This is a genomic window from Pseudomonas sp. H1h (assembly GCF_000633255.1).
GTDB lineage: Bacteria > Pseudomonadota > Gammaproteobacteria > Pseudomonadales > Pseudomonadaceae > Aquipseudomonas.
Map to the genome: position 1 here is coordinate 172,177 of NZ_AYMJ01000012.1, position 14,885 is coordinate 187,061.

At 61.2% G+C, this 14,885-nt stretch carries 12 protein-coding genes; 10 read left to right on the forward strand and 2 right to left on the reverse strand.

All coding sequences use genetic code 11. From position 1 onward, the window contains the following. Positions 1–207: 207 nt before the first annotated feature. From U862_RS0109960 to U862_RS0110005, 10 genes are all read left to right on the forward strand, one after another. Positions 208–2,427, forward strand: a complete 2,220-nt coding sequence (locus U862_RS0109960) for a primosomal protein N' (RefSeq protein WP_025110270.1) — start codon at positions 208–210, stop codon at positions 2,425–2,427. 222 nt (positions 2,428–2,649) lie between these two features. After that, positions 2,650–4,386 (forward strand): arginine--tRNA ligase, encoded by a 1,737-nt coding sequence (argS, locus tag U862_RS0109965; RefSeq protein ID WP_025110271.1) that lies wholly within the window; start codon positions 2,650–2,652, stop codon positions 4,384–4,386. Position 4,387: 1 nt separating this feature from the next. Further along, positions 4,388–5,104, forward strand: a complete 717-nt coding sequence (locus U862_RS0109970) for an SPOR domain-containing protein (RefSeq protein ID WP_025110272.1) — start codon at positions 4,388–4,390, stop codon at positions 5,102–5,104. 246 nt (positions 5,105–5,350) lie between these two features. After that, positions 5,351–5,881: an ATP-dependent protease subunit HslV gene (hslV, locus tag U862_RS0109975; protein WP_025110273.1), complete on the forward strand. Its 531-nt coding sequence runs from the start codon at positions 5,351–5,353 to the stop codon at positions 5,879–5,881. A 55-nt stretch (positions 5,882–5,936) separates the two neighbouring features. Next, positions 5,937–7,271 (forward strand): ATP-dependent protease ATPase subunit HslU, encoded by a 1,335-nt coding sequence (gene hslU, locus U862_RS0109980; protein ID WP_025110274.1) that lies wholly within the window; start codon positions 5,937–5,939, stop codon positions 7,269–7,271. A gap of 140 nt (positions 7,272–7,411) precedes the next feature. Then, positions 7,412–7,786 (forward strand): gamma-butyrobetaine hydroxylase-like domain-containing protein, encoded by a 375-nt coding sequence (locus tag U862_RS0109985; protein ID WP_177327328.1) that lies wholly within the window; start codon positions 7,412–7,414, stop codon positions 7,784–7,786. A gap of 259 nt (positions 7,787–8,045) precedes the next feature. Further along, positions 8,046–9,725, forward strand: a complete 1,680-nt coding sequence (phaC, locus tag U862_RS0109990; RefSeq protein WP_025110276.1) for a class II poly(R)-hydroxyalkanoic acid synthase — start codon at positions 8,046–8,048, stop codon at positions 9,723–9,725. A gap of 94 nt (positions 9,726–9,819) precedes the next feature. After that, on the forward strand, positions 9,820–10,674 hold the full coding sequence (gene phaZ, locus U862_RS0109995) for a poly(3-hydroxyalkanoate) depolymerase (protein WP_025110277.1): 855 nt from the start codon (positions 9,820–9,822) through the stop codon (positions 10,672–10,674). A 139-nt stretch (positions 10,675–10,813) separates the two neighbouring features. Then, complete coding sequence (gene phaC, locus U862_RS0110000) at positions 10,814–12,496, forward strand: class II poly(R)-hydroxyalkanoic acid synthase (RefSeq protein WP_025110278.1); 1,683 nt, start codon at positions 10,814–10,816, stop codon at positions 12,494–12,496. Between the two features lie 30 nt (positions 12,497–12,526). After that, on the forward strand, positions 12,527–13,147 hold the full coding sequence (locus U862_RS0110005; protein ID WP_025110279.1) for a TetR/AcrR family transcriptional regulator: 621 nt from the start codon (positions 12,527–12,529) through the stop codon (positions 13,145–13,147). 208 nt (positions 13,148–13,355) lie between these two features. On the opposite strand, the gene U862_RS0110010 is transcribed toward U862_RS0110005, so the two are convergent. Beyond that, complete coding sequence (locus tag U862_RS0110010) at positions 13,356–14,270, reverse strand: phasin family protein (RefSeq protein ID WP_025110280.1); 915 nt, start codon at positions 14,268–14,270, stop codon at positions 13,356–13,358. A 10-nt stretch (positions 14,271–14,280) separates the two neighbouring features. Next, positions 14,281–14,703, reverse strand: coding sequence for a phasin family protein (locus tag U862_RS0110015; protein ID WP_025110281.1), 423 nt, complete (start codon positions 14,701–14,703; stop codon positions 14,281–14,283). Positions 14,704–14,885 lie beyond the last annotated feature (182 nt).

Consider the following 14,885-nt stretch of genomic DNA (forward strand, 5'->3'; position numbering starts at 1 on the left):
AGACAATGTCAATCGCGCAAGCTGTCCCTGAGACCGACCGTCTGCTAGGCTCCCGGCCTTGAACACATTCTCCTGTGGGGCGGGCTTGCTCGCGAATGCAGTGTGTCAGCCAGCATTACGGTGCCTGACACACTGCATTCGCGAGCAAGCCAGCTACCACAATTGATCTGCGCTCGCCCCCCTTTTGTGTTGAAAGAGACCCCCCGCGTGCCCGACGCCATACTGCGCCTCGCCCTGCCTTCGCCCCTGCGCCGCCTGTTCGACTATCGGGCACCGGCCGGGGTGCTGCGCGCCCAGCTGCAGCCAGGCATGCGCCTGCGGGTGCCGTTCGGGCGGCGGGAGATGATCGGGATTCTGGTCGAAGTCACAGACACCAGCGAAGTGCCGCTGGAAAAACTCAAACCGGCGCTGGCCCTGCTCGATACCGAGCCGCCGCTGCCGCCAGCGCTGTTCAAGCTGTGCCTGTGGACATCGCAGTATTACCAGCACAGCCTCGGCGACACATTGAGCTGGGCGCTGCCGGTGCTGCTGCGTCAGGGCGAACTGGCCGAGGCCCGTCAGGAACGCTTCTGGTCGGTTACGCCCGGGGCCAGCCTGGATGATCCGCGCATCGCCCGCGCCCCGCGGCAACGTGAAGCACTGGCGACGCTGGCGCAGCACCCGCACGGCGTCGCCCATCAGTTGTTGAGCAAGCTGATGCTGAGCAAAGACAGCCTCGACCTGCTGCTGGCCAAGAATCTGGTGCAAGTGGAGATCCGGCGGCACGCCCCCGGCGTGCGCCATGAACACTGGCTGGCGCAACCGGAACTGCCGCTCAATACCGAGCAACGCGCCGCTTACGAAGCGATTCGCGCCGGGTTCGACAGTTATCACGCCTTTCTGCTGGCCGGGGTTACCGGCAGCGGCAAGACCGAAGTCTATTTGCAACTGATCCGCGAAACCCTCGAAGCCGGCAAGCAGGCACTGGTGCTGATCCCGGAGATCAACCTCGGCCCGCAGACCCTGGCACGTTTCGAGCAACGCTTCAACGCACGCATCGCCCTGCTGCATTCGGCGGTCAACGACCGCGAGCGTCTCGACGCCTGGCTCGCCGCCCGGGACGGTGAGGCCGACATTATTATCGGCACCCGCTCGGCGCTGTTCACCCCGATGAAGAACCCGGGGCTGATCATCATCGATGAAGAACACGACGGCTCTTATAAACAGCAGGAAGGCCTGCGTTACCACGCCCGCGATCTGGCGCTGGTGCGTGCGCGCCAGGAAAACATCCCGATCGTCCTCGGCTCCGCCACGCCTTCGCTGGAAAGCCTGCACAACGCTTACACCGGCCGCTATGGCCTGCTGCGCCTCAACGAGCGCGCAGGCGGTGCCAAGCAACCACGCTTCTTGCGTCTGGATGTGAAAAGCCGTCCGCTGGACAGCGGAATTTCCGGGCCGATGCAGCAAGCCATCGGCCAGACCCTTGCCGCCGGCCAGCAGGTGCTGGTGTTTCTCAACCGTCGCGGTTTTGCGCCGACCCTGCTGTGCCACGATTGCGGCTGGATGTCCGAGTGCTCGCGTTGCGATGCGCGGATGACCGTGCACCAGCGCTATGGCGAGTTGCGCTGCCACCATTGTGGCTACGTCGAACGCGTACCGCGCCAGTGCCCCAAGTGCAACAAGGTCGATCTGCGCCCGGTGGGGGCCGGCACCGAGCGCGCCGAGGAACGGCTGGCGATTCTGTTCCCGGATTACCCGGTATTGCGCGTCGACCGCGACAGTACTTCGCGCAAGGATGCGATGAATCAGTTGTTCGCGACGATTCAGAAGGGTCAGCCGTGCATTCTGGTCGGCACGCAGATGTTGGCGAAGGGGCACCATTTCCCCCGGGTCACGCTGGTGTCGATTCTGGATGCCGACGGCGGGCTGTTCTCCGGCGACTTCCGCGCCAGCGAGCGCATGGCGCAATTGATTGTGCAGGTGGCCGGGCGTGCCGGACGCGCTGAAGAGCCGGGCAAGGTGATCATCCAGACGCACCTGGCCGACCATCCTTTATTGGTGCAGTTGACCGAGCAGGGCTACTTCGCGTTCGCCGAGCAGGCATTGAGCGAGCGCCGTGCAGCAGGGCTGCCGCCGTTCTCGCACCTGGCCTTGTTGCGCGCCGAAGCGCACAAGCCGGGACAGGCCGAAGGCTTTCTCGATGAAGCGTGCAGCGCGGCCGAGCGTTTGCTGGCCGAGCAGAATCTGACCGGTATCGAGCTGCTCGGGCCGGTGCCGGCGCCAATGGAACGCCGTGCCGGGCGCTATCGCGCGCAACTGTTGTTGCAGGCGACGGCGCGGGCGCCGCTGCATCGGTTGCTTGCCAGTTGGCTGCTTGAGCTTGAGCAAATGCCGAGCGGACGGGCGGTACGCTGGTCGCTGGATGTCGATCCGGTCGATTTGTATTGATCTGAACATCGCCTTCGCGAGCAGGCTCGCTCCCACATTGGATCTGCGGTGTTCATACAATCCCTTGTGGGAGCGGGCTTGCTCGCGAAAAGGCCCGAATTGTCACCACATATCCATAAGCTGCCTGCTAAGGTTGGCAAGCCCGTCTTCGCAACGGATAATGCCCAGTTTTTCCACCCGCGCATCGATGCGCCGCCGCGCTTGCGGTCGAAAGAGAAGACCATGAAAGACACCATTCGCCAGCTGATCCAACAAGCCCTCACCCAACTCGTCAACGAAGGTGTGTTGCCTGAAGGCCTGTCGCCGGCGATTCAGGTGGAGAACGCCCGTGACAAGACCCACGGCGACTTCGCCAGCAACATCGCCATGATGCTGGCCAAGCCTGCGGGCATGAAGCCGCGCGATCTGGCGGAGAAAATCATCGCCGCGCTGCCGGCCGACGAAAACGTCACCAAGGCCGAAATCGCCGGCCCGGGCTTCATCAATTTCTTCCAGAACACCCAGGCCCTGGCCTCGCGCCTTGACGCCGCCCTGGCCGACGCGCACGTCGGCGTACGCAAGGCCGGTCCTGCACAACGCACTGTGGTCGACCTGTCGGCACCGAACCTGGCCAAAGAGATGCACGTCGGCCACTTGCGCTCGACCATCATCGGCGACGGCGTGGCCCGTGTTCTCGAGTTCCTCGGCGACGAAGTGATCCGCCAGAACCACGTGGGCGACTGGGGCACCCAGTTCGGCATGTTGATGGCATATCTGCAGGAAAACCCGATCACCAGCGACGAGCTGTCGGACCTGGAAAACTTCTACCGCGCCGCCAAACAGCGTTTCGACGAGTCCGAAGAGTTCGCCGACCGCGCCCGTGGCCTGGTGGTCAAACTGCAGGCTGGCGACGCCGACTGCCTGGCGCTGTGGACCAAGTTCAAGGACATCTCGCTGTCGCACTGCCAGAAGATCTACGAACTGCTCAACGTCAAACTGACCATGGCCGACGTAATGGGCGAAAGCGCCTACAACGATGACCTGATCAACGTGGTCAACGACCTGAAAGCCGCCGGCATGCTGGTCGAGAGCAACGGCGCCCAGTGCGTGTTCCTCGACGAGTTCAAGAACGCCGACGGCGACCCGCTGCCGGTGATCATCGTCAAGGCTGACGGCGGCTACCTGTACGCCACCACCGACCTGGCAGCCGTGCGCTATCGCAGTGGCAAGCTCAAGGCCGACCGCGCGCTGTACTTCGTCGACCAGCGTCAGGCCCTGCACTTCCAGCAAGTGTTCGCCGTGGCGCGCAAGGCCGGCTTTGTGACCCATCCGATGGAGATGGAGCACATGGGCTTCGGCACCATGAACGGCGCCGATGGCCGTCCGTTCAAGACCCGTGACGGCGGCACCGTGAAGCTGATCGACCTGCTGACCGAAGCGCAGGAGCGCGCCTACAACCTGGTGAAAGAGAAGAATCCGGAGCTTGCCGAAGACGAACTGCGCAACATCGCCAAGGTCGTCGGCATCGGTGCGGTGAAATACGCCGACCTGTCCAAGCACCGCACCAGCGACTACAGCTTCAACTTCGACCTGATGCTGAATTTCGAAGGCAACACCGCGCCGTACCTGCTGTACGCCTACACCCGTGTGGCCGGTGTGTTCCGCAAACTGGGCAAGGACTTCAGCGAAGTCGATGGCCAGATCGTCCTCGAAGCCGCGCACGAGCAAGAGCTGGCGGCGAAGCTGGCGCAGTTCGGCGAAGTGCTGAACAGCGTCGCGGAAAAAGGCACCCCGCACATCCTCTGCACCTATCTGTATGACGTCGCCGGCCTGTTCTCCAGCTTCTACGAGAACTGCCCGATCCTCGCCGCCGAAACGCCGGCCCAGATGCAGAGCCGTCTGCGTCTGGCCGCGCTGACCGGTCGTACTCTCAAGCAAGGCCTGGAACTGTTGGGCCTGGAAACTCTGGAGCGCATGTAAGTTGGCTGCCAAGAAAAAACCTGCACCCAAGCGTGGCGCCAGCCGTTACCAAGCTCCTGCAAAGCAACCGATCCCGGGTTGGCTGTGGATGGCCATCGGCCTGACGGTCGGTGCGTTCATCGTGTTCCTGATGAAACTGGAGCCGGGCAAGGGCAGCGACACGGTCAAGCGCGAGAAGGTCGAGCAAGCGCAACAGCAGAAAGCGTCGAAGATCGCCGAGGCCAACAAGAACCCGCCGAGCCCGACGCAACCGGTGAAGCCGAAGTACGATTTCTACACGCTGCTGCCGGAATCGGAAGTGATCGTGCCGCCGGACGCCGTGCCGGAGAAAACCCTGCCGACACCACAAGTGCCGACCATTCCGACCACGCCGGTCACGCCTGCGGAAGCGGCGAAGATCGACACCGCGCGCGCTCAGGCGGCCCTGGCTGGTATCACCCCGCCGCCAGCCCCCCCGGTGAGCAAGGCCGCACCTGTGACCAAGTTCTTCCTCCAGGCCGGCTCGTTCCGCAAAGAGGCGGATGCGGACAAGGTTCGGGCGCAGATCATTCTGCTCGGCCAGGCCGTTTCGGTTGAGTCGGGCACGGTCAAGGACGAAACCTGGTACCGCGTCCTGGTCGGCCCGTTCAGCAACCGCGAACAACTGACCACCGCGCAGAAGCAACTGGCGGGCAGCGGCTTCAGCAATCTGTTGTTACAACAACGCCAAAGCCGCTGATTTCGCCAGAATCACCGCGTCATCGTTCTTCGTCGGAACGCCGCCCGGAGCAAGCTCGCTCCCACAGGATTTACGCAGTCCCTGTGGGAGCGAGCCTGCTCGCGAAGGCAATGATTGCAACACCACATTTTCCTGATCAGTCCCCGCCGTTCGTCCCTCTACACCCTCCCCGGTTGAAATTCTCTCCAGCACCCCCATATGAATGGGCATAAGGCACTTTCGCCCCGCTGTGTGGAGACTCTTCCCTTGACCACCATCGTTTCAGTCCGCCGCCACGGCAAAGTCGTCATGGGCGGCGACGGCCAGGTTTCTCTCGGCAATACCGTGATGAAAGGCAACGCGAAGAAAGTTCGCCGCCTGTACCACGGCCAGGTCATCGCCGGTTTTGCCGGTGCCACTGCCGATGCCTTTACGCTCTTCGAACGTTTCGAAGGCCAGCTCGAGAAACATCAGGGCCACCTGATCCGCGCCGCTGTCGAACTCGCCAAAGAATGGCGCACCGACCGCTCGCTGAGCCGCCTCGAAGCCATGCTCGCGGTAGCCAACAAGGACGCCTCGCTGATCATCACTGGCAACGGTGACGTGGTCGAACCCGAAGACGGCCTGATTGCCATGGGTTCCGGCGGCGCCTACGCGCAAGCCGCAGCCAGCGCGCTGCTGAAAAAGACTGACCTGTCGGCTCGCGAGATCGTCGAAACCGCGCTCGGCATCGCCGCCGATATCTGTGTATTCACCAACCACACTCAGACCATTGAGGAGCAGGATCTCGCTGAATAAGCCTGACGCGGCCTGTGTGCCACGGCTTGTTTCTGCTTGAGGACCGCCAATTATTATGTCCATGACTCCCCGCGAAATCGTCCACGAACTCAACCGCCACATCATCGGCCAGGACGATGCCAAGCGCGCCGTCGCGATCGCCCTGCGCAACCGCTGGCGCCGCATGCAGCTCCCTGAAGAGCTGCGTGTTGAAGTGACCCCGAAGAACATCCTGATGATCGGCCCGACCGGTGTCGGTAAAACCGAAATCGCCCGTCGCCTGGCGAAACTGGCCAACGCGCCGTTCATCAAGGTCGAAGCGACCAAGTTCACTGAAGTCGGCTACGTGGGCCGTGACGTCGAATCGATCATCCGTGATCTGGCCGACGCCGCGATCAAGATGCTCCGTGAGCAGGAAATGACCCGCGTGCGCCACCGTGCCGAAGACGCCGCCGAGGACCGCATCCTCGACGCGCTGCTGCCACCGGCGCGCATGGGCTTCAGCAACGAGGAGCCGGCTCAGGATTCCAACACCCGCCAACTGTTCCGCAAGCGCCTGCGCGAAGGTCAGCTGGACGACAAGGAAATCGAGATCGAAGTCGCCGAAGTGTCCGGCATCGAGATCGCCACGCCACCCGGCATGGAAGAGATGACCAACCAGCTGCAGTCGCTGTTCGCCAACATGGGCAAGGGCAAGAAAAAAGCCCGCAAGCTCAAGGTCAAGGAAGCGCTGAAGCTGGTGCGCGACGAAGAGGCTGGCCGTCTGGTCAACGAAGAAGAGCTGAAGGCCAAGGCGCTGGAAGCGGTCGAACAGCACGGCATCGTGTTCATCGACGAGATCGACAAGGTCGCCAAGCGCGGCAATGTCGGCGGTGCCGATGTGTCCCGTGAAGGCGTACAGCGCGATCTGCTGCCGCTGATCGAGGGCTGCACCGTCAACACCAAGCTGGGCATGGTCAAGACCGACCACATCCTGTTCATCGCTTCCGGTGCGTTCCACCTGAGCAAGCCGAGCGATCTGGTGCCGGAGCTGCAAGGCCGTCTGCCGATCCGCGTCGAACTCAAGGCCCTGAGCCCGGAAGACTTCGAGCGCATCCTCAGCGAACCGCACGCCTCGCTCACCGAGCAATATTGCGCGTTGCTGAAGACCGAAGGCCTGAACATCCAGTTCCAGCCTGAAGGTATCAAGCGCATTGCCGAGATAGCCTGGCAGGTCAACGAGAAGACCGAGAACATCGGTGCCCGTCGCCTGCACACGCTGCTTGAGCGTCTGCTGGAAGAGGTGTCGTTCAGTGCCGGCGACCTGGCCAGCACGCACGATGAGAAGCCGATCCTGATCGACGCCGAATACGTCAACAGCCACTTGGGCGAATTGGCGCAGAACGAAGATCTGTCCCGTTATATCCTGTAAACAACTCTTACAGATGTAATGGAACTGTGGGAGCGAGCCTGCTCGCGAAGACGGCAGTACATTCAACCCTTGTGTTGACTGAACCACCGCATTCGCGAGCAGGCTCGCTCCCACAAGGTTCCGCACCAGACGGATACCTGATCATGATCCCTACCGACATCAAACTGCACAAAGCCTCGAAAACCCTGACGCTCACTTACGCGTCCGGCGAGGAATACACCCTGCCCGCAGAATTCCTGCGCGTGCATTCCCCTTCCGCCGAGGTCCAGGGCCACGGCAAACCGATCCTGCAATTCGGCAAGCTCAACGTCGGTCTGAGCAAGCTGGAACCGGCCGGTCACTACGCACTGAAACTGACCTTCGACGACGGCCACGACAGCGGCCTGTTCACCTGGGATTATCTCTACGAGCTGGGGCGACGTTATGACGCACTCTGGGCCGATTATCTGGCTGAGCTCAAAGCGGCCGGGAAAACCCGCGATCCGGACGAGTCGATCGTCAAGCTGATGCTCTAGTCCGAGCCTCTTGCTCTTTAGAGGGCATTTTCTAAATTCATCTGTTTGAATGCTCTGCTGTGTGGCCGAGGATCGGCCTGCTTGCGAAAAAAATTAAACTCGGGTAACCAATGGAGCTGGCAAGTTCCCTGCAGTGCTCTATGAACTGTAAAGCAGCTATGCAGAATTAACGGTCACCCGAGCAGTAGTACCTGGCATTGGCTGTGGAACTGCACAGCAGAAAACCGGGTACTCGTCTCAGGACAATGGAGCGTCGTAGATGAGTAACAAGAATAACGATGACCTGAAGTACCAAGCCTCGGAAAACACCCTGGGGCTTAATCCCGTCGTTGGGCTGCGCGGAAAGGATCTGCTGGCCTCTGCTCGTATGGTGCTGACCCAGGCCATCAAACAACCGATCCATAGCGTCAAGCACGTGACCCATTTCGGTCTCGAACTGAAGAACGTGCTGTTCGGCAAATCCGAACTGCAACCGGCCAGCGATGACCGTCGCTTCGCTGATCCGGCCTGGAGCCAGAACCCGCTCTACAAACGTTATCTGCAAACCTACCTTGCGTGGCGCAAGGAGCTCCATTCCTGGATCGACGACAGCAGCCTGTCACCCAAAGACATCGCCCGCGGCCACTTCGTGATCAACCTGATGACCGAAGCCATGGCCCCGACCAACACGGCGGCCAACCCCGCGGCGGTCAAACGTTTCTTCGAGACCGGCGGCAAAAGCCTGCTCGACGGCCTTTCGCATCTGGCCAAGGATCTGGTGCACAACGGCGGCATGCCGAGCCAGGTCAACATGGGCGCGTTCGAGGTCGGCAAGAGCCTGGGCGTGACCGAAGGCGCAGTGGTGTTTCGCAACGACGTGCTGGAGCTGATCCAGTACAAGCCGATCACCGAACAGGTCCACGAGCGCCCGTTGCTCGTCGTTCCGCCACAGATCAACAAGTTCTACGTATTCGATTTGAGCCCGGACAAAAGTCTGGCGCGTTTCTGCCTGCGCAATAACGTGCAGACGTTCATCGTCAGCTGGCGCAATCCGACCAAGGCCCAGCGCGAGTGGGGCCTGTCGACCTACATCGATGCGCTCAAGGAAGCGGTCGACGTGGTCACGGCGATCACCGGCAGCAAAGACGTGAACATGCTCGGCGCCTGCTCCGGCGGCATTACCTGCACCGCCCTGCTCGGCCACTACGCCGCCCTCGGCGAAAAGAAGGTCAACGCCCTGACCCTGCTGGTCAGCGTGCTCGACACCACCCTGGACAGCGACGTCGCCCTGTTCGTCGACGAGCAGACCCTGGAGACCGCCAAGCGCCACTCGTATCAGGCCGGCGTGCTCGAAGGCAAGGACATGGCCAAGGTCTTCGCGTGGATGCGCCCCAACGACCTGATCTGGAACTACTGGGTCAACAACTACCTGCTCGGCAACGAGCCGCCGGTCTTCGACATTCTGTTCTGGAACAACGACACCACCCGGTTGCCGGCAGCGTTCCACGGCGACCTGATCGAGATGTTCAAAAACAACCCACTGATTCGCCCCAATGCACTGGAAGTGTGCGGCACACCGATCGACCTCAAGCAGGTCACGGCCGACATTTTCTCGCTGGCTGGCACCAACGACCACATCACCCCGTGGAAGTCCTGCTACAAGTCGGCGCAGCTGTTTGGCGGCAAGGTTGAATTCGTGCTGTCGAGCAGCGGGCATATCCAGAGCATTCTGAATCCGCCGGGCAACCCGAAATCGCGTTACATGACCAGTGAAGGCACGGCCGCCAATGCCGATGACTGGCAAGCGAACTCAACCAAGCACACTGATTCCTGGTGGCTGTACTGGCAGGCGTGGCAGGCCGAGCGCTCTGGCGAGCTGAAAAAAGCGCCACTGAAACTGGGCAACAAGGCGTATCCGGCAGGTGAAGCTTCGCCGGGCACTTACGTACATGAAAGATAGCGGCAAGCCATAAGTTACAAGCCGCAAGCTGAGCAGGTTCTGCTTGAGGCTTGCGGCTTGTAACTGCTCCACTCTAACCCGAAGGGCCTGAAGCATGCCGCAACCGTTCATTTTCCGTACCGTCGATCTGGATGGGCAGACCCTCCGCACCGCGGTACGCCCCGGCAAGCCTCATTTGACGCCCTTGCTGATATTCAACGGCATCGGCGCCAACCTGGAGCTGGTGTTTCCGTTCGTCGCGGCGCTGGACCCGGATCTGGAAGTGATCGCCTTCGACGTGCCCGGTGTCGGCGGCTCGTCGACGCCGAGTCGGCCATATCGCTTTCCCGGACTGGCGAAACTGACCTCACGGATGCTCGATTACCTCGACTACGGTCAGGTCAACGTGATCGGCGTGTCCTGGGGCGGAGCGCTGGCGCAGCAGTTCGCCCACGACTACCCCGAACGCTGCAAGAAACTGGTGCTGGCGGCGACCGCAGCGGGTGCCTTCATGGTGCCGGGCAAGCCGAAGGTGCTGTGGATGATGGCCAGCCCGCGACGCTACATCCAGCCATCGCACGTGATCCGCATCGCGCCGCTGATCTACGGCGGCTCGTTCCGCCGCGACCCGACGCTGGCCGCCAGCCATGCGGCCAAGGTGCGTTCGGCGGGCAAGCTCGGTTACTACTGGCAACTGTTCGCGGGCCTGGGCTGGACCAGCATTCACTGGCTGCACAAGATCCATCAGCCGACGCTGGTACTGGCCGGCGACGACGATCCACTGATCCCGCTGATCAACATGCGCATGCTCGCCTGGCGAATTCCCAACGCCCAGCTGCACATCATCGACGACGGTCATCTGTTCCTGATCACCCGCGCCGAAGCGGTGGCGCCGATCATCATGAAATTCCTTGAGGAGGAGCGGCAGCGCGCCGTGATGCACCCGCATCCGACACCGCTGGGCGGGTAAACCGCCACGGCAGGCTTTATGCAGGGTTTTATACAAAATGCGTGGCAGGACGCCGCGCAGGCAGCAACCCGTAACAGCGACTATGGTGTTCTGGTTCGGTGAGTTTGTTTTTGACCTGAAGACGAAGGAGTGTTGAGTCATGCGCGACAAACCTGCGACGGGCGTAGTGCCCAGTCCCGCCGTGTTCATCAATGCACAAAGTGCAATGACCGGCCTGCGTGGCCGCGACCTGATCTCGACGCTGCGCAGTGTCGCAGCCCACGGCCTGCGCAACCCGCTCCACAGTGCCAGGCACGCCTTGAAACTCGGCGGCCAGCTCGGTCGCGTGTTGCTCGGTGAAACCCTGCACCCGATCAACCCGCAGGACACGCGGTTCACCGACCCGGCATGGAGCCTCAACCCCTTCTACCGACGCAGCCTGCAGGCGTATCTGGCCTGGCAGAAACAGGTCAAGAGCTGGATTGACGAAAGCAGCATGAGCGAGGACGACCGCGCCCGCGCGCACTTCGCGTTCACGCTGCTCAACGACGCCGTGGCGCCCTCCAACACCCTGCTCAATCCGCTGGCGATCAAGGAGCTGTTCAACTCCGGCGGTCACAGCCTGGTGCGCGGCCTGAGCCATCTGTTCGACGATCTGCTGCACAACGACGGCCTGCCGCGCCAGGTGACCAAGCAGGCATTCGAAGTCGGCAAGACTGTCGCCACGACCACCGGCTCAGTGGTATTTCGCAACGAGATGCTCGAGCTGATCCAGTACAAGCCGATGAGCGAAAAACAGTACGCCAAGCCGCTGCTGGTGGTGCCGCCGCAAATCAACAAGTACTACATTTTCGACCTCAGCCCTCAAAACAGCTTCGTCCAGTACGCACTGAAAAACGGTTTGCAGACCTTCATGATCAGTTGGCGCAACCCGGACGTGCGCCATCGCGAATGGGGTCTGTCGACCTATGTCGAGGCGGTGGAAGAAGCGATGAACATCTGCCGGGCGATCACCGGCGCCCGCGACGTCAACCTGATGGGCGCCTGCGCCGGTGGCCTGACCATCGCCGCGCTGCAAGGTCATCTGCAAGCCAAACGCCAACTGCGGCGGATCTCCAGTGCGACCTATCTGGTTAGCCTGCTCGACAGTCAGATCGAAACCCCGACCACGCTGTTCGCCGACGAACAGACCATCGAAGCGGCCAAGCGCCGCTCCTATCAGAAAGGCGTACTGGACGGTCGCGACATGGCCAAGGTGTTCGCCTGGATGCGGCCCAACGATTTGATCTGGAGCTACTTCGTCAACAACTACCTGTTGGGTAAAGAGCCGCCGGCCTTCGACATCCTCTACTGGAACAACGACAACACGCGCCTGCCCGCCGCGTTCCATGGCGACCTGCTGGACTTTTTCAAGCACAACCCGCTGACCCACCCGGGCGGCCTGGAAGTCTGCGGTACGCCGATCGACCTGCAGAAAGTTACCGTCGACAGCTTCAGCGTGGCCGGCATGAACGACCACATCACGCCGTGGGATGCGGTGTATCGCTCAACCCTGCTGCTCGGTGGCGAGCGGCGCTTCGTGTTGTCCAGCAGCGGCCATGTGCAAAGCATCCTCAATCCGCCAAGCAACCCCAAAGCCAGTTACGTCGAAAACGGCAAGCTGAGCAGCGACCCACGCGCCTGGTATTACGACGCCAAACGCGTCGACGGCAGTTGGTGGCCACAGTGGCTGGAATGGATTCAGCAACGCTCCGGCGCCCAGCACGAGACCCTGATGACCCTCGGCAACCTGAACTATCCACCGATGGAGGCGGCACCCGGCACCTACGTGCATGTGCGCTGACGCTTAACCGTACTTTTCTAAGAAGACTGGATGAAAACCCGCGACCGGATCATCGAATGTGCCCTGCAACTGTTCAACGAAAAGGGTGAGCCCAACGTCTCCACCATGGAAGTTGCCAACGAAATGGGGATCAGCCCCGGCAACCTCTACTACCACTTCCACGGCAAGGAGCCATTGATTCTCGGCCTGTTCGAACGCTTCCAGAATGAACTGGCGCCGCTGCTCGACCCACCGCCGGATGTCGAGTTGGCGCCGGAGGATTACTGGCTGTTTCTGCACCTGATCGTCGAGCGCCTGGCGCAGTACCGCTTTCTGTTCCAGGACCTGTCGAACCTCGCCGGGCGCCTGCCGAAACTGGCCAAGGGCATTCGCAACCTGCTCAACGCCCTCAAGCGCACGCTCGCGGCCTTGCTCGCACGGTTGAAAGCGTCGGGGCAGTTGGTCAGTGATACCCAGGCGCTGGGGCAACTGGTCGAGCAGATCACCATGACCCTGCTGTTCTCGCTGGACTATCAGCGGATTCTGGATCGGGAGGGCGAGGTCAGACTCGTCGTGTACCAGATCATGATGCTGGTGGCGCCGCATCTGTTGCCGCCGGTGAAGGTGGCAACAGAGCGAATGGCCCTGCAGTACCTCGAAGATCACGACTGACCCGGATCTCTGCAGCAACGAATATCCCCTGTGGGAGCGAGCCTGCTCGCGAAAGCGGTGTGTCAGTCGATATCTGCCTGACTGACAGCCTGCATTCGCGAGCAGGCTCGCTCCCACCGGGAGATTGGGGGGGTGTGCTGACGAGTGTCTACACCAACAAAAAACGCCCGACCTTCACAGGCCGGGCGTTTTGTTTTGCCCTGAAGAATCAGGACTGACTGGTTGGCGTCGACGGGGTCGATGCAGCAGTCGGGGTTGCCACCGGAGTCGGAGCAGCGGCCGAATTCGACGCGCTGACCGGCGCTGCCGGGGTAGCGGGCTTGGCTGCAGCAGCTACTGGCGGTTTCGCTGCTGCGGCTTTCGGTGCGGCCGGTTTTTTCACTGCAGGCTTTTTCGCCGCCGCCGGTTTGGCCGCAGGCTTGGCAGCCGGTTTGGCGGCAGCGGTTTTCGCTGCTGGCTTGGCGGCTGGTTTTGCTGCAGGTTTCGCAGCAGCTTTGGCGGCTGCCGGTTTGGCTGCAGCTTTTGCTGCTGGCTTGGCGGCGGCGGTTTTGGCGGCAGGTTTGGCGGCTGCGGTCTTGGCAGCAGGCTTGGCTGCAGGTTTAGCAGCCGCCTTGGCCAGCGGCTTGGCAGCCGTTTTAGCCGCAGGTTTGGCTGCGGCAGTCTTGGCAGCCGGTTTGGCCGCAGCGGTTTTCGCCGCTACAGGCTGGGTTTTCAGACCGGTGAGTTTCTCGATCTGCTTGGTCAGGGTTTCAACCTTGCTGTGCAGCGCTTTCACTTCATTGCGGCTTGGCACACCCAGGCGCGAAATCGCGCTGTTCAGGCGCTTGTCGAAAGCCCCTTCCAACTCGTCCCACTTGCCCAGTGCGCGATCTTTCACGCCGCTGATGCGCGACTTGGCCGAAGAAGCGGAGTCCTTGGCGGCATCGACTTTCTTGCCGACTGCAGACTTGGTGAGCTTCTCGGCTTTCTCGCCGTCTTTGACCAGTGTCTCGAAGAGCTTGCTGCCGTCAGTGTCGATCTTCGAGTACACGCCTAAACCAGCCAGCCAGATTTTGCGGGAGTAGTCTTCGACTTTCCCGATCCACGAGCTGCCTTCTTTATCGGTGTTCTTTTTACCAGCCATCCCGTTCTCCTTAAGATTTACGCGCGACGCGTTCGAGCAATGCCGTCAGCTCATCGAGCTTAGCAGAGAGTGTCTCAACGTCATGTTTAGACGGAATGCCGATACGATTCAAGGCGCTTGCTACACGGGAGTCGAACGCCTTCTCGACCTTGTCGAGCTGAACTTCGACCCGGCCTTTGAATGAGCTCACTTCGCTCTTGGCTTCATCGATCTCGGCATTGGCCGCTTCGAGTTTTTCAGTGACGGCTTTTTTGCCTTTCTTTTCAACAGTTTGACCAGCCTTGATCAATTCCTGAAAGTACTCGCTGCCCTCTTGGCCAACCTTGGCGTAGGCACCCAGGCCTGCCAGCCAGATCTTGCGGGCATAGGATTTGACGTCGCTCAGAGCAGAAGTCGAAGCATCGATTTTTTTCTTCAGAATTACTTTGGCCATGGTGCACCTCACGCGCAGAAGGTTTGAGGAACTGCCCGCAGATGTGTCGGGCTCAGGCACAAAGTAGGGAGAAAAATTAGAAACGGCACCCTAACAACTGACATAAACAGATGGGCACACCCCAAAACAAATGTGGGAGCGGGCTTGCTCGCGAATACGGTGGAACAGTCAATATTCGAGTC

Coding starts and splice junctions, on each gene's coding strand:
- phaZ (WP_025110277.1), top strand. CDS start 9,820: ATGCCGCAACCGTTCATTTTCCGTACCGTCGATCTGGATGGGCAGACC.
- hslU (WP_025110274.1), top strand. CDS start 5,937: ATGTCCATGACTCCCCGCGAAATCGTCCACGAACTCAACCGCCACATC.
- U862_RS0110005 (WP_025110279.1), top strand. CDS start 12,527: ATGAAAACCCGCGACCGGATCATCGAATGTGCCCTGCAACTGTTCAAC.
- phaC (WP_025110278.1), top strand. CDS start 10,814: ATGCGCGACAAACCTGCGACGGGCGTAGTGCCCAGTCCCGCCGTGTTC.
- U862_RS0110010 (WP_025110280.1), bottom strand. CDS start 14,270: ATGGCTGGTAAAAAGAACACCGATAAAGAAGGCAGCTCGTGGATCGGG.
- argS (WP_025110271.1), top strand. CDS start 2,650: ATGAAAGACACCATTCGCCAGCTGATCCAACAAGCCCTCACCCAACTC.
- U862_RS0110015 (WP_025110281.1), bottom strand. CDS start 14,703: ATGGCCAAAGTAATTCTGAAGAAAAAAATCGATGCTTCGACTTCTGCT.
- phaC (WP_025110276.1), top strand. CDS start 8,046: ATGAGTAACAAGAATAACGATGACCTGAAGTACCAAGCCTCGGAAAAC.